Source organism: Tenacibaculum sp. XPcli2-G (assembly GCF_024124505.1).
Lineage (GTDB): Bacteria > Bacteroidota > Bacteroidia > Flavobacteriales > Flavobacteriaceae > Polaribacter > Polaribacter mesophilus.
Genome location: NZ_JAMXSH010000004.1, coordinates 282,698 through 301,674, shown reverse-complemented (window position 1 = coordinate 301,674; position 18,977 = coordinate 282,698). Strand labels below are relative to the sequence as shown.

The 18,977-nt window shown below is 31.1% G+C and carries 25 protein-coding genes; 4 read left to right on the top strand and 21 right to left on the bottom strand.

The genetic code is table 11. The features are described 5' to 3' along the window. Positions 1-25: 25 nt before the first annotated feature. The 21 genes from NH341_RS12310 to uvrA all read right to left on the bottom strand — a co-directional run bounded on the left by NH341_RS12310 (position 26) and on the right by uvrA (position 14,953). Positions 26-736, bottom strand: coding sequence for a TIGR00730 family Rossman fold protein (locus tag NH341_RS12310; RefSeq protein WP_047790084.1), 711 nt, complete (start codon positions 734-736; stop codon positions 26-28). Between the two features lie 379 nt (positions 737-1,115). Further along, positions 1,116-1,334 (bottom strand): hypothetical protein, encoded by a 219-nt coding sequence (locus tag NH341_RS12305; RefSeq protein ID WP_253057072.1) that lies wholly within the window; start codon positions 1,332-1,334, stop codon positions 1,116-1,118. Between the two features lie 98 nt (positions 1,335-1,432). Continuing rightward, positions 1,433-1,591, bottom strand: coding sequence for a hypothetical protein (locus NH341_RS12300; protein ID WP_239180069.1), 159 nt, complete (start codon positions 1,589-1,591; stop codon positions 1,433-1,435). Positions 1,592-1,673: 82 nt separating this feature from the next. Further along, a complete protein-coding gene (locus NH341_RS12295) occupies positions 1,674-1,823 on the bottom strand; it encodes a hypothetical protein (protein ID WP_159613826.1) in 150 nt (49 codons plus the stop codon). A 554-nt stretch (positions 1,824-2,377) separates the two neighbouring features. Then, a complete protein-coding gene (locus NH341_RS12290) occupies positions 2,378-2,557 on the bottom strand; it encodes a hypothetical protein (RefSeq protein WP_173359727.1) in 180 nt (59 codons plus the stop codon). A gap of 198 nt (positions 2,558-2,755) precedes the next feature. Next, a complete protein-coding gene (locus NH341_RS12285) occupies positions 2,756-2,965 on the bottom strand; it encodes a hypothetical protein (protein ID WP_239180071.1) in 210 nt (69 codons plus the stop codon). A 244-nt stretch (positions 2,966-3,209) separates the two neighbouring features. Beyond that, positions 3,210-3,401 carry a hypothetical protein gene (locus NH341_RS12280; RefSeq protein ID WP_159613830.1) on the bottom strand — a complete coding sequence of 64 codons (192 nt, stop codon included), beginning with the start codon at positions 3,399-3,401 and terminating at the stop codon, positions 3,210-3,212. Positions 3,402-3,472: 71 nt separating this feature from the next. Continuing rightward, positions 3,473-4,762 (bottom strand): HlyD family secretion protein, encoded by a 1,290-nt coding sequence (locus NH341_RS12275; protein WP_159613832.1) that lies wholly within the window; start codon positions 4,760-4,762, stop codon positions 3,473-3,475. 63 nt (positions 4,763-4,825) lie between these two features. Continuing rightward, positions 4,826-5,056, bottom strand: a complete 231-nt coding sequence (locus NH341_RS12270) for a hypothetical protein (RefSeq protein WP_159613834.1) — start codon at positions 5,054-5,056, stop codon at positions 4,826-4,828. An 18-nt stretch (positions 5,057-5,074) separates the two neighbouring features. Beyond that, on the bottom strand, positions 5,075-5,281 hold the full coding sequence (locus NH341_RS12265) for a hypothetical protein (RefSeq protein ID WP_159613836.1): 207 nt from the start codon (positions 5,279-5,281) through the stop codon (positions 5,075-5,077). Positions 5,282-5,299: 18 nt separating this feature from the next. Then, on the bottom strand, positions 5,300-5,482 hold the full coding sequence (locus NH341_RS12260; RefSeq protein WP_159613838.1) for a hypothetical protein: 183 nt from the start codon (positions 5,480-5,482) through the stop codon (positions 5,300-5,302). A 302-nt stretch (positions 5,483-5,784) separates the two neighbouring features. Continuing rightward, positions 5,785-5,991, bottom strand: a complete 207-nt coding sequence (locus tag NH341_RS12255) for a hypothetical protein (RefSeq protein ID WP_159613840.1) — start codon at positions 5,989-5,991, stop codon at positions 5,785-5,787. Between the two features lie 9 nt (positions 5,992-6,000). Next, on the bottom strand, positions 6,001-6,186 hold the full coding sequence (locus tag NH341_RS12250; protein WP_239180074.1) for a hypothetical protein: 186 nt from the start codon (positions 6,184-6,186) through the stop codon (positions 6,001-6,003). A 2-nt stretch (positions 6,187-6,188) separates the two neighbouring features. Next, on the bottom strand, positions 6,189-6,404 hold the full coding sequence (locus NH341_RS12245) for a hypothetical protein (RefSeq protein ID WP_159613842.1): 216 nt from the start codon (positions 6,402-6,404) through the stop codon (positions 6,189-6,191). A gap of 83 nt (positions 6,405-6,487) precedes the next feature. After that, positions 6,488-8,674 carry a peptidase domain-containing ABC transporter gene (locus NH341_RS12240; RefSeq protein WP_159613843.1) on the bottom strand — a complete coding sequence of 729 codons (2,187 nt, stop codon included), beginning with the start codon at positions 8,672-8,674 and terminating at the stop codon, positions 6,488-6,490. A 180-nt stretch (positions 8,675-8,854) separates the two neighbouring features. Then, positions 8,855-9,052 (bottom strand): hypothetical protein, encoded by a 198-nt coding sequence (locus tag NH341_RS12235; protein WP_159613845.1) that lies wholly within the window; start codon positions 9,050-9,052, stop codon positions 8,855-8,857. Positions 9,053-9,061: 9 nt separating this feature from the next. Continuing rightward, positions 9,062-9,301, bottom strand: coding sequence for a hypothetical protein (locus NH341_RS12230; protein ID WP_159613847.1), 240 nt, complete (start codon positions 9,299-9,301; stop codon positions 9,062-9,064). A gap of 15 nt (positions 9,302-9,316) precedes the next feature. Continuing rightward, positions 9,317-9,472 (bottom strand): hypothetical protein, encoded by a 156-nt coding sequence (locus NH341_RS12225; RefSeq protein WP_159613849.1) that lies wholly within the window; start codon positions 9,470-9,472, stop codon positions 9,317-9,319. A gap of 115 nt (positions 9,473-9,587) precedes the next feature. Next, entirely contained in the window at positions 9,588-11,186 is a 1,599-nt protein-coding gene (locus tag NH341_RS12220) for a vitamin K epoxide reductase family protein (protein WP_253057071.1), read from the bottom strand. Between the two features lie 116 nt (positions 11,187-11,302). Then, positions 11,303-11,986 (bottom strand): response regulator transcription factor, encoded by a 684-nt coding sequence (locus NH341_RS12215; RefSeq protein ID WP_047790093.1) that lies wholly within the window; start codon positions 11,984-11,986, stop codon positions 11,303-11,305. A gap of 141 nt (positions 11,987-12,127) precedes the next feature. Next, positions 12,128-14,953, bottom strand: coding sequence for an excinuclease ABC subunit UvrA (gene uvrA / locus NH341_RS12210; protein WP_253057069.1), 2,826 nt, complete (start codon positions 14,951-14,953; stop codon positions 12,128-12,130). 113 nt (positions 14,954-15,066) lie between these two features. Here uvrA and NH341_RS12205 point away from each other — a divergent pair, with 113 nt between their 5' ends. From NH341_RS12205 to NH341_RS12190, 4 genes are all read left to right on the top strand, one after another. Further along, positions 15,067-15,294 carry a hypothetical protein gene (locus tag NH341_RS12205; protein WP_047790095.1) on the top strand — a complete coding sequence of 76 codons (228 nt, stop codon included), beginning with the start codon at positions 15,067-15,069 and terminating at the stop codon, positions 15,292-15,294. Further along, positions 15,291-16,295 carry a TrkA family potassium uptake protein gene (locus NH341_RS12200; RefSeq protein WP_047790096.1) on the top strand — a complete coding sequence of 335 codons (1,005 nt, stop codon included), beginning with the start codon at positions 15,291-15,293 and terminating at the stop codon, positions 16,293-16,295. The genes NH341_RS12205 and NH341_RS12200 overlap by 4 nt, the downstream gene beginning before the upstream one ends. Further along, positions 16,295-17,194: an SDR family oxidoreductase gene (locus tag NH341_RS12195; RefSeq protein WP_159613855.1), complete on the top strand. Its 900-nt coding sequence runs from the start codon at positions 16,295-16,297 to the stop codon at positions 17,192-17,194. The genes NH341_RS12200 and NH341_RS12195 overlap by 1 nt, the downstream gene beginning before the upstream one ends. An 85-nt stretch (positions 17,195-17,279) precedes the next feature. Next, positions 17,280-18,971, top strand: coding sequence for a sodium:alanine symporter family protein (locus NH341_RS12190; protein ID WP_047790098.1), 1,692 nt, complete (start codon positions 17,280-17,282; stop codon positions 18,969-18,971). Positions 18,972-18,977: the final 6 nt, after the last annotated feature.

Here is an 18,977-nt window from a genome sequence, read left to right as displayed (position 1 = left end):
TAACGAGCTTTAAAGATAAAAAAAATTAGAAATTAGGTTTTAGCTGATATTTAGCATAAAACTTATTAAAGTGTTCAACTGCTTCATCAGCAGTGTCAACAACTCTAAATAAATTCAAATCTTTTTCACTAATATTTCCTTCCTCTAATAATGTGTTCTTAATCCAATCAAGTAGGCCTCCCCAAAACTTTTTACCCATAAGTACAATAGGGAAACGTCCAATTTTGTTAGTTTGTATTAGTGTTATAGCTTCAAAAAGTTCATCCATAGTACCAAATCCACCAGGCATAACAACAAAACCTTGTGAGTATTTAACAAACATAACTTTACGAACAAAAAAGTAATCGAAGTTTAAGTTTTTGTCATGGTCAATCCATGGGTTGTCATGTTGTTCAAAAGGAAGTTCAATATTTAAACCAACAGAGGTTCCTTTTCCTCGGTGCGCTCCTTTATTACCAGCTTCCATAATACCAGGACCTCCTCCTGTAATAACACCAAATCCGCTTTGAGTTAGTTTAAAAGCAACTTCTTCAGCTAATTTATAATAAGGATCGTCTGTTTTTGTACGGGCAGAACCAAAAATAGATACACAAGGACCAATTTTACTTAGTTTTTCATATCCATCAACAAACTCAGACATAATTTTAAATATAGCCCAAGAATCGTTGGTTTTTATTTCATTCCAAGTTTTTTGTTGTAGTTTTTCTCTAATTTTTCTGTCATCATTCGGACTCATAATTCTTCTACTTTTATATTAAATAACAAATTAAATAGCTAAAATTTAATTTTTAGCAAGCTTGCTAATTTAGTGGTTTTTTATGGATAGATACAAGATAAAAATAAAAAACTACCTTGAAATCAAGGTAGCTTTTTATATGTAAAACTTTAATCAAGTTTGAGCTTTATAAGATTCATTAGCATAAACACGAGGTTTTAGAAGTAATAAAAAGAAAATTTCTCACATAAAAACAGTTAGTTATACAACTGAACCAAGAAAATTACTGTTTTATTTACCTCGACTTTTTCGCTTTCTCAATCTTTAATTTATTTTTGATCAGTTTTGGTTAAAGCTTTTCTTAAGTTTAAAATAGACTTTTAAACAAAGTATTTTCTAATTAAAAAGGGTTACTTTCTTCACAGTCAATGTGAACAAGAACACAGCTTTTGTGTTCTTGAGGAAGAGCTTGATACTGAGAGCAAGTACCACAAAACCCATTACTTACACCATAACAAGGAGGTCCAGAGTAGGTATTGCAGCTAGAGCCTCCCCCGTTAATTTGTTTTTGATTAGTCTTGCTTATAGCTGTTCCTAAATTTAAGATTGATTTTTTCATATTTATAAAATAAAATTGGTTAATATTCGAATTTTTAAAAAGGACTCTAACATTTGTATAAATTTATTTTACGTGAGAGAGTTTATCCATTATTTAGACTAAGGGCAGACGCATCTCCATTTATTAGTGAAAGCGTCTAAGCCCCAAAAGCAACCTGCAGAATCGCATTCCTCTTTGGTTCTGTATGTCCCTCCATTAATTTGTTTTTGAAGAGTTTTATCTAGTTTTTCTCCTAAATTTAAGATTGATTTTTTCATAATTAAAAAATTTAAATATTTAATATACCTTGAAAAATTTTAAATACTTCAAGGTATATGTTTTTTTTTGCTATTTAATAATCTATCTACATCCAAAAAAACCTTTTGAAACGCAAATTCCATTAATTATACATCCATTATCACAAGGGCTAGGTTGCATTTTTCTTCCATTAATAAATTGTTGTTCATTTCTATTTAAAACTTTTCCTAAGTTTAAGATTGATTTTTTCATTTTAAAATAATTAAAAATTTGATAAAATCCTTGAACTGTTTATAGACACTCAAGGTTTGTGTCTATTCTACGTGAGAGAAATTTGAATAAAGTCACATTTTCGATAAAACTTACTTTTTAAAAAGTAAGTTTTATTGGTCTAACTGTTTGTAATTAATATAGCTTTAATTAAAAAGCTTATAAATAGTTAGGTTGACATTTGTAGCAGAAGCGCTCAATTGATTTAAAGTTTATAAAACGCTTAAAAATTTTTTCCGTTGGTTTGCTTCTGTACAACCTTATTTAAAACTATATTATATATAGTTAAGAAGGATTATTTTTCCTCACAATCAATATGGACAAAAGCACAACCTTTATGTTCCTGAGGAAGTGCTTGATACTGAGAGCAAGTACCACAAACTCCGTTACGTATACCGTAACAAGGAGGTCCAGAGTAGGTATTGCAACTAGAACCTCCCCCGTTAATTTGTTTTTGATTAGTCTTGCTTATAGCTATTCCTATATTTAAGATTGATTTTTCATGTTTTAGTAAGTATAAGATTATTGTTTTGTACTTAAAACCATACACACCCGAATCTATCACATATACCAGCATCGCAGAAAGTATGTCCTCCTGGGCCAGTTTGACAACATTTTCTACCGTCTTGATAGCAACCATTGGCTGCACCTCCATTAATTTGTTTTTGATCGGCTTTGTTTAAAGCTTTACCTAAGTTTAAGATTGATTTTTTCATGATTAAAAAAAATTAAGTATTTAATAATCCTTGAATTATTTAAAGACACTCAAGGTTTTGTGTCTATTCCTCGCGAGAGAATTATATTTAACCAGCTATAATTTAGTGAAAAGAAATTGCTGAGTTTTTTTACAGGACGCCTATTATAGCTAGGTTTTTTAGTTTGAAACTTTATTTAAAATTACCCATTGATTATTATTACACTTCACAATAATAGTCAACAAGTACGCAAGGCTTATGTTCTTCAGGAAGAGCCTTGTATTCAAGACAACTACCACAGTTGCTTTGAACATCGCTATAGCAATAAGGACCAGAGTAAGTACTACAATCAGAAAGACCTCCTCCATTAATTTGTTTTTGATTGGCTTTATTTAAAGGTTTACCCAAGTTTAAGATTGATTTTTTCATGATTAAAAAGTTTAAATATTTAATAATCCTTGAATTATTTAAAGACACTCAAGGTTTTGTGTCTATTCTTCGCGAGTAAATATTATTAACAATGAGTTGTTCTATTAGGGTAAATTTATAATCTATATTGGCTTGATAGTCTACTTGTGTATAATCTAAATTTATCCTAGGTTTAAACCTACTTTATTCTTAATTGGTTTAAACCTAGGAATGATTCAATTAAAATAATAGTAAATGAACTCTCTTATTGAGGAACATCTTCTCCTAAACAAGCATGTGTTTCATACGATCCTAAGCAACATCCGTTAGGTAAAGAGAAACCACCACAAGCAAAGCACTCTGCTGGTGTATAAATTACACAACCAGTACCTCCGTTAACTTGTTTTTGATCAGCTTTAGTTAAAGCTTTTCCTAGACTTAAAATTGATTTTTTCATAATAGAAAAATTTCGAGGGTTAATAAATTCCTTGAACATTTATAGACACTCAAGGTTTATGTCTGTTTTTATTATTTGATAATATTTTTTAATTGATAAAAGAAACGTTCTATTAAACGTAAATCTTCAGTTACTATATCCGCAGCACCTTTCATTTCTTGTCTAAAAGGAATAGTTTTATTGTATGTCGTTATTAATTCTTGTGGTAACTCTACATTAATTAAATAATTACCTTCCTCATCAGGAGTTAAAGAAATTGATTTAACTCTTCCGTTTAATTCACCAAATTCATCAGATGGATAATTCAAAAGTTTAATCTGAACTTTTTGACCTTTCTTTATTTTACCAGAATTAGCAGCAGGTGCTTCAATTTTACCGATAAATGAGTTCCCTTTATTAGGAATAATAGTAAATATTAAATCTCCTGAATTAACTGTTTGGTTTCTATTCCAAAAAGATAAAAAGGATACTTTTCCATTTATTGAAGAAGTTAGAGCATATTGTTTTTCCCAGTCTTTAATAGCTTTTTTTAAATATAAAAAAGATTGAACAGCTTTCTTTTTTAAACGAGTATCTTGTTGTGTTTTTTTTATAGAAGTGCCTTCTAGGTTTTTAGCAGAGTTATTGATTAATTCTCTTATTTGAGAAATTGATGATTCAAGGGTTTTATATGAGCGTTTTGCTTGTAAGTATTCAATTTCTTTTTGATCTTTTTCTTTAGCAGATATAACCCCTTGGTTAAACATTTTTCTACTACGATCAAGATCTTTCTCTTTAAATTCTAGTTCTTTAAGATTTAAATCTTTTTGAGAAAGTAAAATTTGTAGTCTGCCTCTAGCTTCTATAACAGACATTTGGTTAGCGAAATTTTCCGATTTAAACGGAGTTAGTTTTTCGTTTAAGGTATATTCAGAATAGTCATTTTCAAATTGAGAGTAGCTAGAGGTTATATCTCCTAAAATTAGTGGAGGAACTTTATCAATAGGGAAAAAGAACTTTTGTTGATTTACTTCGATAGTATCGACAATACTCTTCAGTAGTAAAACATCTTTGTACAAAGCACTGTTTTCAATTACAGCTAAAACATCACCTTCAGACACGCTTTTCCCTTCGCTTGTTAAAAAGGTTTCGAATTGACCGGTAGACTTTGCATAAATTTTTTCAGGAGGAGTAGAGGTAGTAACCATTACTTCGGTGGAAATAACGTCAGGGTATTTTACAAACCATGAAATGAATAATAACATTATTATGAGTCCAAGAAGCAAGGTGTTACCCCAACGAATCATCCAGTTAGGTACGTGAGTTAAAATTTCTTGAACTTCTTCACTTCTAATTTCTATATCTTGAGTATTGTTTGGCATCTTTTAGTTTGTAATAAAGGGAGAGTTAGTCCCTCCCTTTATGTTTTGTGGATAATTATGGTTTTAAAAAGCGAAGCACATAGGAGGGTAAGGGGAATTAAACCCATAGTCAGGTTGAGCAGGGCACATACTTACCCCGTCGCAAGGGGCGTGACCGACAAGTAAAGGTTCGTTATTATTGTTAGGGTCTGGAACTAAACAGTCTCCCATTGCTGTACCACCAAAACCACCATTAATATTTTTTTGTTTAGCTTTATTTAAAGCTTTTCCTAAGTTTAAGATTGTTTTTTTCATAATTATTTATTTATAAGGTTAAGCAGGGCAACATTGTCCGTTTTTTATAATACCTCTATTAGCACCTCCCATTCCATTTGGTACAGCACAAGCATCTCCTTCTTCACAATCTAAAGCACAAAAAAAGTAGCTTGAGCAAGGAAAATCAATTACCTTTCCTCCATTGATTTGTTGCTGTTTAACTTTATTTAAAATTTTACCTAAGTTTAAAATTGATTTTTTCATAATTAAGGTTATTAAATATTAGCAAGGAACATAACAAGGGCAAGAACTAAAAGCAGAACAGCCATATCTATCAATTTGGTCTTGTTGTTCTTCACGAGATACACTACAAAACTTTTTACAAGTATATATGTACCCGCCATTGATTTGTTGTTGTTCTATTTTGTTTAGGGTTTTTCCCAAGGTTAAAATTGATTTTTTCATGATTAAAAATTTTAAGTATTCAATTAACCCTTGAACAGTTTAAAGACACTCAAGGCTTGTGTCTATTCTTCGCGAGAGAGTATTTATATACTATATTTAGTAAGTCATTTCACAACAATTATTGTAACAAAAAGTTGGGGTTCCAGGTAATATAGTATTAATACATTCATTACAGTCGTTTACATTATACATTCCATAAAAACCACAAGTTTGACTAATTTTCCATTAATTTTTTTTTAGTTCGGTTTTATTTAAAGATTTACCTAAGTTTAAGACTGATTTTTTCATAATTATTTATAGGGTTAAGCAGGGCAACATTGTCCGTTTTTTATAACACCTCTATTAGCACCTCCCATTCCATTTGGCACATTACAAGTATCACCTTCGTTACAATCTAAAGCGCAAAAAAAGTAGTTAGAGCATTGAAAAATAATAGGTTTGCCTCCGTTAATTAGTTTTTGTTCTGTTTTTTTTAGTTTTTTTCCTAAGTTTAATGCTAGCTTTTTCATAATTCTCTTTTATAAAGGGCAACATTTTCTATATCCACTTTGTAACCAGCAAGATTCAAAATCCCATAGACATTGGTTACACCTACTACTAGTCCAACCTAAATCTTCACATGTGGCTTGCATGTATCCACCACTAATTTGTTTTTGTTCAACTCTGTTTAAAGTTTTACCTAAGTTTAAGATTGATTTTTTCATGATTAGGCTATTTTTATTTCTTCATTAACTGTACAATGTCTTCCATAAACATCTTCACCATAACCACTACAGTCTTCACTAGAACCAGTTACACAAGCACCACAGCCCCATGCATTACAACACTGGTAACCTCCATGTGCTGAGATTCGACCTCCTTTAATTAATTTTTGATCAACTTTGTTTAAAGCTTTTCCTAGGTTTAAAATTGATTTTTTCATTTTAAAATAATTTAAGTTTGATAAAATCCTTGAACAGTTTAAAGACACTCAAGGTTTATGTCTATTCTTCGCGAGTGAATATTTTATTTACCTAAATCTAGTTGGTTTTTGACTAAATGGTAATAACTTCCTTTTAATTTGATTAATTCTTCATGATTTCCTTTTTCAATAATTTTTCCTTTTTCAAGGACAACTATTTGATGCGCGTTTTTTACAGTACTTAGTCGGTGTGCTATTACAACAGCTGTTTTGTCAGCAAAGAATTCATTAAGCTTACCCATAATAATTTTTTCATTATTTGCATCAAGTGCACTAGTAGCTTCATCAAAGAACAAGAATTTTGGATTTTTATATACCGACCTAGCAATAAGTAATCGTTGTTTTTGACCAGTACTTAAGCCACTACCTTCACTACCAATTTTGGTATTATATCCTAGCGGTAATCCCTCAATATAATCGTTGATATTTGCTACGTCTATTGCGTGAGCTAGCTTTTCTTTGTCAACATAATCTTCGCCCACAGCAATGTTTTTAGCTATAGAATCATTAAAGATATATCCTTCTTGCATAACAACACCGCAGTTTCTTCTCCATTCTTTTTGAGAAATGTTTTTTAAGTTAAAGTTGTTTATCATAATATCTCCTTGATCAACTTGATAAAAACCAAGAAGTAATTTCATTAATGTGGTTTTTCCACTTCCACTAACCCCTACAATTGCGGTTGTTTTGTTTGCAGGGATTTCAAGAGATAAATCTTTCAAAACAGGCTCTAAACCACCAGTGTACCTGAATGAAATATTATTTAGTCTTATAGATGCGTTATCTGGAATGATGGTTACTTTTTCATCACTAGGTTTTTCTTCATCTTCCATGTTGTGTATTTCACCTAATCTATCTAAGGAGATTTGTGCATCTTGTATATCTCTCATAAAGTTTATTAGTTGTGTAATTGGTCCGTTTAGTTGTCCGACGATGTAGCTAATAGCCATCATCATACCTAAGGTAATTTGTCCATCTATTACTAGTTTAGCAGAAAGTATAGTAATGAACATATTTTTAAGTTCATTGATAAAGTTAGAACCTACACTTTGTGTTTGTTCAAGAGCAAGGCTTTTAGTAGCTACTTTAAATAAACGAGCTTGTACATATTCCCAATTCCATCGCATGCGTCTTTCAGCATTGTGAAGCTTTATCTCTTGCATTCCATTAATAAGTTCAATTACTTTACTTTGTTCTTGACTTACTTGAGAAAAACGTTTATAATCAAGCTCTTTTCTCTTTTTGAAGAAGAATAATACCCAACCAAAATATAAAACACTTCCTAACACAAAAACACCAAAAATTTGCATGCTATAATACCCTAAAACTAAACTAAAAATTATGAGATTGAAAAAAGAGAATAAAACAGTTAAAGAAGAAGTGGTTAAAATTCGTTCAATACGCTTATGATCGTTGATTCTTTGTAATAAATCTCCTGTCATTCTTACATCGAAGTAAGAGATAGGTAATTTCATTAATTTGATAAAAAAATCTGAAATTAAAGATATGTTGATTCGAGTACTAAGATGAAGTAAAATCCAACTTCTAATAATTTCTAAAGAAGCTTTTCCTATGAATAAAAATAATTGAGCAAATAAGATTAAGTATACAAAGTTTAAATCTTGGTTTTTAATACCAACATCAACAACACTTTGAGTTAAAAAAGGTAAGATTAATTGTAATAAACTACCAGCTAGGAGCCCAATTATTAATTGAACTATAAACTTTTTGTATTTATATAAGTATTTGAAAATAAATGAAAAACCAAATTTTTCATCTTCTTCAAACTCTTCTTGATAGAATTTGGGAGTTGGTTCTATTAATAAGGCAATACCTTCTTCTGTATTTTCATCGGCATTATTACCAATCCAATGTTGGATAAACTCCTCTTTAGTAAAAGAGATGAGCCCATGAGCTGGGTCAGAAATATAAACAACATCTTTTTTTATTTTGTAAAGAACCACATAATGATTTTTATTCCAATGAATAATACAAGGAAATGGGGCTTCTTTAAGTTTGTTAAAGGCTAATTTTATACCTAAAGACTTAAAGCCTATAGACTCGACAGCTTCACTAAGACCTAATAAGCTACTGCCTTCACGTGTTGTTTCGCTTAGGTTTCTTAATTGTTGAGTATTGATAGTCTTGCCATAGTGTTTGGCTATGATTTTAATACAAGTAGGTCCGCAATCTTTTGCTTCTGTCTGTTTATAGTTTGGGAATTTTTTCAAGTTCAGTTTAGATATGAAACAGATAGGATAATAGAGTATTTCCTACCTGTTCTGTTTATTAATTATTACAGCTCTTTTATAGTTTTTCTACACGAAGTACAATATACTTTGGATTTCAAGATATTCTACGTTACTATAGAATTCGGTACAATTATAGTAGAACCGCTAATGGAATCTAGTTCATTTACGTTCAAAACTAACTTTTCTATAATTAAACTTTTTGCTATGGAATAAAGCTGCAGTATGTTTATACATAGTTGGTAACATGGTTTTAGTAAACACCATCATTATTTTATCACATTGTTTTCTGCCTCCGCTAACCAGAGCTAGTTCTGCTTTACTTAAAGTTTTTCTAAGGAACAAAATTTGTTTTTTCATGTTTTTAGTTTAACATCCTGTACAACTTATACTTCCATCAGGACAAAATTCCCAAGGTTGAGTACAGTTGTTTTTATTTCCGCCTCCGCCTCCACCAGTATCATTAGTATAGCAATATATTTCTTCACAATACTGACCAGAAGGGCAGTTACCATTTATGTCACAAAATCCAACAGCACCACCACCTGTAATAAGTTTTTGTGTTGTTTTATTTAATGACTTACCTAAGTTTAAAATTGATTTTTTCATGATTAAACTTTTTTATTATAAAATAAAGCTACAATAAAACTCTGCACAGTGTCTTCCATGGTCTTCACAGATACCATCCCTGTTTTTATCACATTGCATTCTACCTCCGTTAATTTGAGATTGTTCCGCTTTTTTTAAAGCTTTACCTAAATTTAGAATTTGTTTTTTCATAATTAAAATATTAAGGTTACTTTTGCGGCGAACATTTAAAGACACTCACCAATGTGTCTATTCTTCGCGAGAGAATTTTGTTCAAAATGCAAAGCCCTTTTTGGGCTTTGTCTTTTTATACTGTTTTTAATGAAACATCAGAAGCTTCTATATTTTCTTCTAAATCTTCAATAAATAAAATTAAATCAGTTCTGTTATATTCCTTAGGAAATGATTTACCGTTTACTAAAATTTCAGGAGTAAAGTTGATGCCATTTTGATTACACCAATTCTTTTCTTTTTCTAGCTCCAATGTATAAGTTTCTTTATTAGAACACTTACCCCATTTTTTTAACCAAGCAGCTGGTTTTTGCCCTTCATAAATAGCATCCATGGCTTGAAGACATTCTTTTTCTCCTTGTGTATTATATATTTCTATGAGTCTACTGGTAATTTTAACGACATCACTATCTTTTTTTTCTACACTTACATTAAAGCGTACTTTAATTTTTGCATTGTTATGGTATCTTTTAATAATTTCATCAACATGAGCGTGAACAGGTTTACAGTGTCCACAGAAAGGATTGGTGATTATTGTAATTTCAAGGCTGGAGTTAGGGTTTCCAAAAACAATTTCTTTACTATCAGTTAATTGAGTGTCAAGTTGAGGTGATTTTTGTAATAAACTATCAAACAAAGCATAGTTTCTCTTAAATTTAACACTTGCTATCTTTTCTTTTTTGAGTTCTTGAACTTCAGTAAATAAAGGTTTAATATAATTCCAAGCTAACCACGTAAAAGAAGCAACGATACCCAAGGTGACAAAATCTTTAATTATAAAGGTGTTAATGTAATTATTTGTCAATACTGGAGCCAGTGCTTGTAGCCAAAGAACTCCAACTATACTTAAGCATAAAAGACACCACTTTTTTACTACTGCATATTGATAATATAGCGAGTATAGAGTAATAGGTATAGCAAGTAAACTAATAGTATATGAAATTACAGGATTAGAAATTTGAGTAAAAGTTAAAAGAGATAACCCAATAAAATAAAGCATGCTAAAGTCACTTAATTTATATCCTTTTAAAATTTCCGCTCCTTTTGAGGTTAATACAGCGTCACAATCTTTTTTATCATCAGCTCCTGAACAAAAAGCATCACCAATAGCGGTTTTCAATCCAAGTTCTTGTTTTACAATTGCGATACTGATAATTAATCCTGTTACTGATAGTAAGAAATAAAAAGTATTGTACCATGAAGTTGAACTATAAAAAACAAAAAATAACGTAAAAATACTAAGAAGAGAAAAACCGATAGTTTTAACTAATTTGGAGTTATTTTTAGTTGTTTGATAACCTTCAGTTTCTTCAACAGCAACAATAATTCCTGTAAATTTACTTAGAAACTCATTTTCAGATAACTTCGTTTTTTTGTTTTCAGAATCATAAATTATATAATCTGATTTTTTTCTTTCTACTACAATTAAGTCTTGACCATGTTCACTGTTTATTTGAGCAATAAAACAGTCGGGGAGTTGCAAAAGTGTTTCTGAATTAACAGGAACGTCAGCTGCCACATTTTCAATGTTAAAATGGTCTAATACTCCAGTAATTGCGTGTAAACTAGGGTAAGAAGGGTGACTTTGAATTTGAAAAGCCAATTCTTCCTTATCAAAAGAAATACTATTTTTCTTAAGTAAATTTTGTACTAAATTGATTAATGTGTCTTTCAAAAGTAAAAAGGTTTTAAGGATAGTTATTTTCTGTTTCCCCAAAGCTATATTTTGATAGTTGTTTTTTTATAGAAAAAGCCATAAAAAAAGTAAGGGAAAACCGTAATCGTTTTTTTTTAAATAAAGCCCTTTTCTTTGGCTGTTAATATTAACTCTCGGTCTCCTTTAGCTTTAACATTGAATATTTTTTTTAGATGTCGTTTTCTTTTTTCAATACTAGCTGCGGAAAGAGGTATGTAATTCGGCATATCTTTCATTTTAGAGCCTAATGAAAGTTCGTATAGTATTTGTCTGTCTATTGCGTCAATGGAAAAATTATTAGAAACTTCTTTTCTTAAGAGGCTTAAGACAGTTTTACTATAATAAGGTATATTGTTTGTTACATTTTTTATTGCATTTTTTAACTCTTTTGAAGTTAAATCGTTCTTAATAAGAAAACCTTCAGGATTTAAGCTTTTAAAAATGTTATAAATTCTGTAATTATCATTACAATCAGTAGAAACAATCAGTCTTGTGTTTGGAAGTAATTTTCTTATTAAAAGCCCTAAATCTTCACCAGATAAGATTTTTCTATTCTTAGCAGGAGAAAGTTTTAAGTCTAAAACAACAAAGCTAAGTGAAGTTTCTTTTTCAATTGTTTTTTTTATAATGTCGTAAGCTCCATTACAATTATAGGTAATGTCTGTGTTAAAATTAAAACTTGGGTTTAACCTAGCTATTTTAGATATTATGTTCTTGTACGTTTCACAAATAAGCGGGCAATTATCTGCTAACAAAGCAGATTGTTTTTCTTTTCTCATGTTTAAATAATTTCGGGGGGAAATACTATTTAACTGATTTCTTTTTTTTAAAATCAGTTCATAAATTTATATAAATTAATTTGAAATCAAAAAAAAAATATATAAAAAACAAATTATCTACTTATGAAAAATGTAGTTGTATTACTTTTTTAACTCTTTTTTTAAGAATTTTGCTGTATAGCTTTTTTTGTGGATGGAAACTTCTTCAGGAGTTCCAAATGTTAAAACTTTACCGCCTTTTTTACCACCTTCCATACCAATGTCAATAATGTAATCGGCGAGTTTGATAACATCTAAGTTGTGCTCAATAATTAAAACGGTGTTTCCTTTATCTGCTAACTTGTTTAATACTTCCATTAATACACGGATATCTTCAAAATGAAGCCCAGTTGTTGGTTCGTCTAATATATAAAAGGTATTTCCAGTATCTCTTTTTGATAATTCAGAAGCTAATTTAATGCGTTGGGCTTCTCCTCCGGAAAGAGTAGTGGATTGCTGTCCGAGTGTAATGTATCCTAAACCAACATCTTTAATTGTTTTTAACTTTCTATAGATTTTAGGAATATGTTCAAAAAAAGCTGTAGCTTCGTTAATTGTCATTTCTAAAATATCAGAAATTGACTTTCCTTTATAACGAATTTCTAAAGTTTCTCGGTTAAAACGTTTTCCTTGGCAAGTTTCACACTCTACGTGAACATCTGGTAAGAAATTCATTTCTATTACACGAACACCGCCACCCTGGCAGGTTTCACAACGTCCGCCTTTTACATTAAAACTAAAACGACCTGGTTTATATCCTCTGATAGAGGCTTCTGGAGTTTTTGCAAATAAACTACGTATTTCACTAAACACTCCAGTATACGTAGCAGGGTTTGAACGTGGAGTTCTACCGATTGGAGATTGATCAATATCAATGACTTTATCAATATGTTCTAAGCCTTCAATTTTTTTGTAAGGCATTGGTTTTTTTACTGCTCGGTAAATGTGCGCGTTTAAAATAGGGTATAAGGTCTCATTAATTAAGGTAGATTTCCCACTACCAGAAACACCTGTGACACAAATCATTTTTCCTAAAGGAAATTCAACGGAAACATTTTTTAAGTTGTTTCCAGAAGCGCCTTTTAATGAGATTGTTTTTCCGTTTCCTTCACGACGCTTTTTAGGAACCTCAATTTCTTTTCTTCTCGATAAATAGTCAGCAGTAAGGGTATCGTGACTTTTTAAATCGTCAAAGTTGCCTTCGCTAACAATTTCTCCTCCATGTCTACCTGCACCTGGACCAATGTCTAAAACAAAATCAGCATTCTTAATCATATCTTCATCATGTTCAACCACTAAAACAGAGTTTCCAACATCACGAAGTTTAATTAAAGAGTCAATTAATTTTTGATTATCACGTTGATGTAAACCAATACTAGGCTCATCTAAAATATATAAAACACCTACAAGTTGTGAACCTATTTGTGTTGCAAGTCGAATACGTTGGGCTTCTCCACCAGAAAGAGATTTTGAAGTTCTGTCTAATGTTAAATAATCTAACCCAACATCCAATAAAAATTGAATGCGTGTGCGAATTTCTTTTAAAATTTCAGAAGCAATAGTTAATTGTTTTTCTGATAATTTTGTGCCAACTTCCTGAAACCAATTAGCCAACTCTAGAACATCCATTTGGGCTAAATCACTAATATTTTTATCAGTGATTCTAAAATGAAGCGCTTCTTTTTTTAAACGCTTTCCATCACAAACCGAACAAGTAACTTCATCCATAAAACCTTTTGCCCAACGTTTGATTGATGTGCTTTCTGAGTTTTTATATTGATTCTCAATAAAGGCAATGATACCTTCGAAATCAATCTCATAATTTCTGGTAACTCCCGCAGTTTTTGATTGAATTTCAAATTTTTCTTTTCCTCCATGAAGAATAATCTCCATAGCTTCTTTAGAAATACTTTTTATAGGGTCGGTTAGTTTAAAGTTATAACGCTCAGCAATAGTTTGAAGTTGTTTAAAAATCCAACTGTTTTTTTGTTCACCCAAAGGTGCAATTCCTCCATTTTTGATAGAAATGCTATCGTCTGGAATTACTTTTTGATGATTTATCTCGTTGGTAATCCCTAGTCCGTTACAGTGAGAACAAGCTCCTTTTGGTGAGTTGAACGAAAAAGTGTTAGGTTCAGGATTAGGGTAAGCGATTCCCGTAGTAGGACACATGAGTTCACGACTAAAATAACGAGGTTTTTCATCATCAACATCAATTACCATTAAAATATTATCACCCGTGTACAAGGCAGTTTTAATAGTCTCTTCTAGACGTTTTTCAGCAGCATCATTCACGGCTAATCGATCGATAACGACTTCTATATCGTGCGTTTTATAACGATCGAGTTTCATGCCCTTTTTAATTTCTCTAATTTCTCCATCCACACGAACACGAACAAAACCTTGTTTAGAAATTTGTTCGAATAGTTCACGATAATGCCCTTTTCTCGATTTAATTAATGGTGCAAGAATGGCAATACGTTTGCCGTCAAAATCTTTTAAAATTAATTTTCTAATTTGTTCGTCAGAATAACTTACCATTTTTTTACCTGTATTGTATGAATAAGCATCTGCTGCACGAGAAAATAGTAAACGAAGAAAATCGTAAATTTCAGTAATGGTTCCTACAGTAGAACGAGGGCTTTTGTTTGTTGTTTTTTGTTCAATAGAAATTACAGGAGAAAGTCCGTCAATTTTATCAACATCAGGTCTTTCTAATCCGCCCAAAAATTGACGTGCATATGCAGAGAAAGTTTCAATATAACGACGTTGTCCTTCAGCATAAATGGTGTCGAAAGCTAAAGAAGATTTCCCGCTACCACTTAAGCCAGTAATTACAACTAGCTTTTCACGAGGAATTTTAACATCAATATTCTTTAAATTATGAGCTCGAGCTCCGTAAACTTCTATGTATTCTTGTTCTTTCAAAGTGAGGATTTTACCAAAAACAGCAAAGTTACCAAAACCAAATTTATTTTGAAGCAGCGATTATCAACAAATAAACTGAAAATAGTATATTGCGAATAAAACTTAATTAATAAATGAAATTTATAGATTTTGTAAGGCTTTTTTTTGAGCGCCATGGTTTTAACGTGTCTTCCAGGTTTGCTGATAGATTGGGTATGCGAGCCACTAATGTACGTTTGTTTTTTATTTATATATCATTTGTAACAGTAGGTTTGTCTTTTGGATTATATTTAACAATGGCTTTTTTACTAAGATTAAAAGATATGATTTATACTAAAAGAACATCTGTTTTTGATTTATGATAAACACAGTGTTTCAATCAAGGTTATATAGAGCTATAATTTATTCTGTCTTAATAGTCATGCTAGGAGTAACAGGTTATATGTTACTTTTTGATTATTCCTTTATTAACGCTTTGTACATGACGATTATAACCATTAGTACCATTGGTTTTGGAGAAGTACATCCTTTTGGTACGGGGGAAAAACTATTTACTATCGGATTGATAATATCTAGTTTGTTTGTTTTTGGTTATGCAGTTTCTTCATTCTCAGAGTATTTAATTAGTGGGCAATTTTTTCATCAGTTAAAAATAAAAAAAGTGCAAAAACAAATAGAGCAGTTACAAGGTCATACCATAGTTTGTGGTTATGGTAGAAATGGTAAACAAGCTATTTCGAAATTGAAAAACTACAAGAAACAAGTTGTAGTGGTTGAAAAATTTAATGATGTAGTGAGGCAGTTAGATGAAAAAGGAGTGTTAACTATTCAAGGTGATGCAACGCTTGATGAGACTCTATTAAGAGCAGGTATCATGAATGCAGAAAATCTAATAACAGCGTTGCCTTCTGATGCCGATAATTTATTTGTAGTTCTAACAGCAAAACAATTAAATAAAAATTGTAAAGTAATTAGTAGAGCATCTAAAGAAACATCATATAGTAAGTTAAAAATAGCAGGAGCAGATAATGTAATTATGCCAGATAAATTAGGAGGTTCTCACATGGCATCTTTAGTTGTAACTCCTGATGTTATTGAGTTTGTAGATAGGCTAACTATTGAAGGAGAAACAACTGCTAACTTAGAAGAAGTAGCAATTAATGACTTGCCAGAAAAATACATTGATAAAACAATATTAGATTTAGATTTACGAAAAAAAACAGGTTGTACAATTATAGGGTATCGTACTCCAAATAAAGATTACATTATCAACCCAGAAGCTTCGGTGAAATTAGAAATAGGAGGAAATTTGATTGTTTTAGGACGTCCTGAACAGATAGAAACACTTAGAAAAGTTTTTTAATGAAGAAAGTTGTAATAACTGGAAGTAATGGTTTACTTGGGCAAACTTTAGTAAGCCTTTTATTAGAAGAAAAAGAAAGATATCAGGTAATAGGTTTTTCAAGAGGAGAAAATAGAAGTGGTAGAGGTGACTTTAATTATGTTTCAATTGATATTACAGATGAAGATTTGCTTTACAAAAAACTGTCTGAATATAAGCCAGATGTTATTGTGAATACAGCAGCAATGACAAATGTTGATGCTTGTGAAACAAATAAACAAGCTTGTGATAATCTAAATATAGATGTAGTTCAATATCTTAAAAACTATTCAGAAGAAAATAAAACTCATTTAATACATATTTCAACTGATTTTATTTTTGATGGGAAAAATGGACCATACAAAGAGAGTGATAAGCCAAACCCGTTGAATTATTATGGGCTCTCCAAATTAAAATCAGAAGAATTATTAATAAAGTCTAAGGTAAATTATGCCATTTTACGTACCATATTAGTATATGGAAAAGTATATGATATGTCGCGCACTAATATAGTATTGTGGGTGAAGAAAATGTTGGAAGACAGGAAAGAAATAACTATAGTAGATGACCAATTTCGTATGCCAACTTATGTAGAAGAATTGGCATTAGCGTGTAAATTATCAATAGATAAAAAAGCACTAGGAATTTTCAATATTTCCTCAAAAAGAATGATGAGTATTTATGAAATTGCACAACAAATAGCAGAAGCTTTTAGGTTAGATAAAAGCTTAATAAAACCAATTTCTACAGATGTTTTAAATCAAACAGCCTTACGGCCTGCTATTACGGGTTTTGATTTAACAAAAGCCCAAACAGAATTAGGATTGCGACCAAAATCTTTTAAAGAAGATTTACATAAATTTAAAGAAAAGCTAATGTAAAAACCATATTTAACAACGAAAACTTGTTGTAAGTGCATTTTTTTATGATATTGCGGGCTACTAATTCAAAAATCTAATACATATTATGAATAAAAAACTACTTGCATTGCTGTTTTCAATAACACCAATGTTAACATTTGCACAGGAAAAAGGAATTGATCAAATGATTGATGAAGCGTTTAAACCTTTTTCTGATTTTTTTAGTAGTGTGATTTTTTTTCCAGTATTTGGTACCCCTTTTGTATTGATTTTGTTAGTGGCTAGTGCCGCTTTTTTTACGCTCTATTTTGGATTTCCAAATATCCGTCACTTCTTTACTGCAATAAATGTTGTAAGAGGGAAATATGAAGATATTGAAAAACATGGTGCGCAATTATTGTATGGTGAAGATGGTATAGCTCAAGGAGTAGATATGAATGAAGTTGACGATATTGAGGAGCATATTGAAAATATAGAGAGCTTACATAGTGACTTAGAAATTGATGGAGATATTAAAGATACTATTCGCGATGAAAGTCATGAAGGTGAAGTTTCTCACTTTCAGGCATTAGCAACAGCGGTTTCTGGTACAGTTGGAAATGGTAATATTGCAGGAGTTGCATTAGCAATTGCTTTAGGAGGTCCGGGAGCAACTTTCTGGATGATTATTTGCGGTTTGTTAGGGATGTCAACAAAATTTGTAGAATGTACATTAGGAGTACATTATCGTGATGTAGGAGAAGACGGAACAGTGTATGGAGGTCCTATGTATTATTTATCTAAAGGATTAAAAGAAAAAGGTTTTGCAACACTAGGAAAAATAGCAGCAGGAGCATTTGCAGTTTTCTGTATTGGAGGTTCTTTTGGAGGTGGTAATGCAGCTCAATCTAACCAAGCAACAATAGTTATTAAAGAGTTGTTAGGTTTAGAGAGTACAGCAGCTGGAGCTATCATAGGTATTGTACTAGCCATTTTAGTAGGTATTATAATTATTGGAGGTATCAAAAGAATCGCTTCTGTAACAGAAAAAGTAGTTCCTTTTATGGCATTGCTATACCTATTGGCTTGTTTGTATATTTTAGGGGTTAATTTCTCTTTAATAGATGATGCTATTTCTTTAATTATAACAGAAGCTTTCAATCCTACAGCGATAGGTGTTGGTGGTGTTATAGGTGTTTTATTAGTAGGGTTTAAAAGAGCAGCTTTTTCTAATGAAGCTGGAGCAGGTTCGGCTTCAATTGCGCACTCTGCAGTGAAAACAAAATATTCTGCATCAGAAGGTTTAGTGGCATTATTAGAGCCGTTTATTGATACTGTATTAATTTGTACAATGACAGCTTTAGTAATTATTATCTTTAATTTTGGAGGAGCTTTTGAATATGGAGGAGATGGTACAGGATCTGTATTTATTGACGGTGTGGCTTATGAGGGAGCAGGAATTACTTCAAGAGCATTTGCAGCTTACATTCCATACTCAAATGTATTTTTAACTGTAGCAGTTGTTTTATTTGCAGTTTCTACAATGATTTCTTGGTCGTATTACGGATTACAATCTTGGAAATTTTTATTTGGTAGAGGAAAAAAAGCGGATTTAACATATAAAATTTTGTTCTTAACTTTCGTAGTAATTGGAGCAGCAGCGAGTATGAAGTCTATTTGGGATTTTTCAGATGCAATGATTTTTGCAATGGTGTTCCCTAACATGGTAGGTTTATACTTATTGATGCCAGTGGTTAAAAAGCAACTAAAAAGATATTTAGATGCTATTAACCTTAAAAAAGAAGCAGTAGAAGAATAAAAAACA

Bases quoted from the DNA above. Each gene is read 5' to 3' on its own strand.
- NH341_RS12300 (WP_239180069.1), bottom strand. From the start codon at position 1,591: ATGAAAAAATCAATCTTAAATTTAGGAGAAAAACTAGATAAAACTCTT.
- NH341_RS12280 (WP_159613830.1), bottom strand. From the start codon at position 3,401: ATGAAAAAATCAATTTTAAGTCTAGGAAAAGCTTTAACTAAAGCTGAT.
- NH341_RS12235 (WP_159613845.1), bottom strand. From the start codon at position 9,052: ATGAAAAAACAAATTTTGTTCCTTAGAAAAACTTTAAGTAAAGCAGAA.
- NH341_RS12200 (WP_047790096.1), top strand. From the start codon at position 15,291: ATGATAAACACAGTGTTTCAATCAAGGTTATATAGAGCTATAATTTAT.
- NH341_RS12295 (WP_159613826.1), bottom strand. From the start codon at position 1,823: ATGAAAAAATCAATCTTAAACTTAGGAAAAGTTTTAAATAGAAATGAA.
- NH341_RS12265 (WP_159613836.1), bottom strand. From the start codon at position 5,281: ATGAAAAAATCAATTTTAAACTTAGGTAAAATTTTAAATAAAGTTAAA.
- NH341_RS12275 (WP_159613832.1), bottom strand. From the start codon at position 4,762: ATGCCAAACAATACTCAAGATATAGAAATTAGAAGTGAAGAAGTTCAA.
- NH341_RS12195 (WP_159613855.1), top strand. From the start codon at position 16,295: ATGAAGAAAGTTGTAATAACTGGAAGTAATGGTTTACTTGGGCAAACT.
- NH341_RS12310 (WP_047790084.1), bottom strand. From the start codon at position 736: ATGAGTCCGAATGATGACAGAAAAATTAGAGAAAAACTACAACAAAAA.
- NH341_RS12290 (WP_173359727.1), bottom strand. From the start codon at position 2,557: ATGAAAAAATCAATCTTAAACTTAGGTAAAGCTTTAAACAAAGCCGAT.
- NH341_RS12285 (WP_239180071.1), bottom strand. From the start codon at position 2,965: ATGAAAAAATCAATCTTAAACTTGGGTAAACCTTTAAATAAAGCCAAT.
- NH341_RS12250 (WP_239180074.1), bottom strand. From the start codon at position 6,186: ATGAAAAAATCAATCTTAAACTTAGGTAAAACTTTAAACAGAGTTGAA.
- NH341_RS12245 (WP_159613842.1), bottom strand. From the start codon at position 6,404: ATGAAAAAATCAATTTTAAACCTAGGAAAAGCTTTAAACAAAGTTGAT.
- NH341_RS12230 (WP_159613847.1), bottom strand. From the start codon at position 9,301: ATGAAAAAATCAATTTTAAACTTAGGTAAGTCATTAAATAAAACAACA.
- NH341_RS12215 (WP_047790093.1), bottom strand. From the start codon at position 11,986: ATGAGAAAAGAAAAACAATCTGCTTTGTTAGCAGATAATTGCCCGCTT.
- NH341_RS12205 (WP_047790095.1), top strand. From the start codon at position 15,067: ATGAAATTTATAGATTTTGTAAGGCTTTTTTTTGAGCGCCATGGTTTT.
- NH341_RS12255 (WP_159613840.1), bottom strand. From the start codon at position 5,991: ATGAAAAAGCTAGCATTAAACTTAGGAAAAAAACTAAAAAAAACAGAA.
- NH341_RS12305 (WP_253057072.1), bottom strand. From the start codon at position 1,334: ATGAAAAAATCAATCTTAAATTTAGGAACAGCTATAAGCAAGACTAAT.
- NH341_RS12190 (WP_047790098.1), top strand. From the start codon at position 17,280: ATGAATAAAAAACTACTTGCATTGCTGTTTTCAATAACACCAATGTTA.
- NH341_RS12225 (WP_159613849.1), bottom strand. From the start codon at position 9,472: ATGAAAAAACAAATTCTAAATTTAGGTAAAGCTTTAAAAAAAGCGGAA.
- NH341_RS12270 (WP_159613834.1), bottom strand. From the start codon at position 5,056: ATGAAAAAAACAATCTTAAACTTAGGAAAAGCTTTAAATAAAGCTAAA.
- NH341_RS12260 (WP_159613838.1), bottom strand. From the start codon at position 5,482: ATGAAAAAATCAATTTTAACCTTGGGAAAAACCCTAAACAAAATAGAA.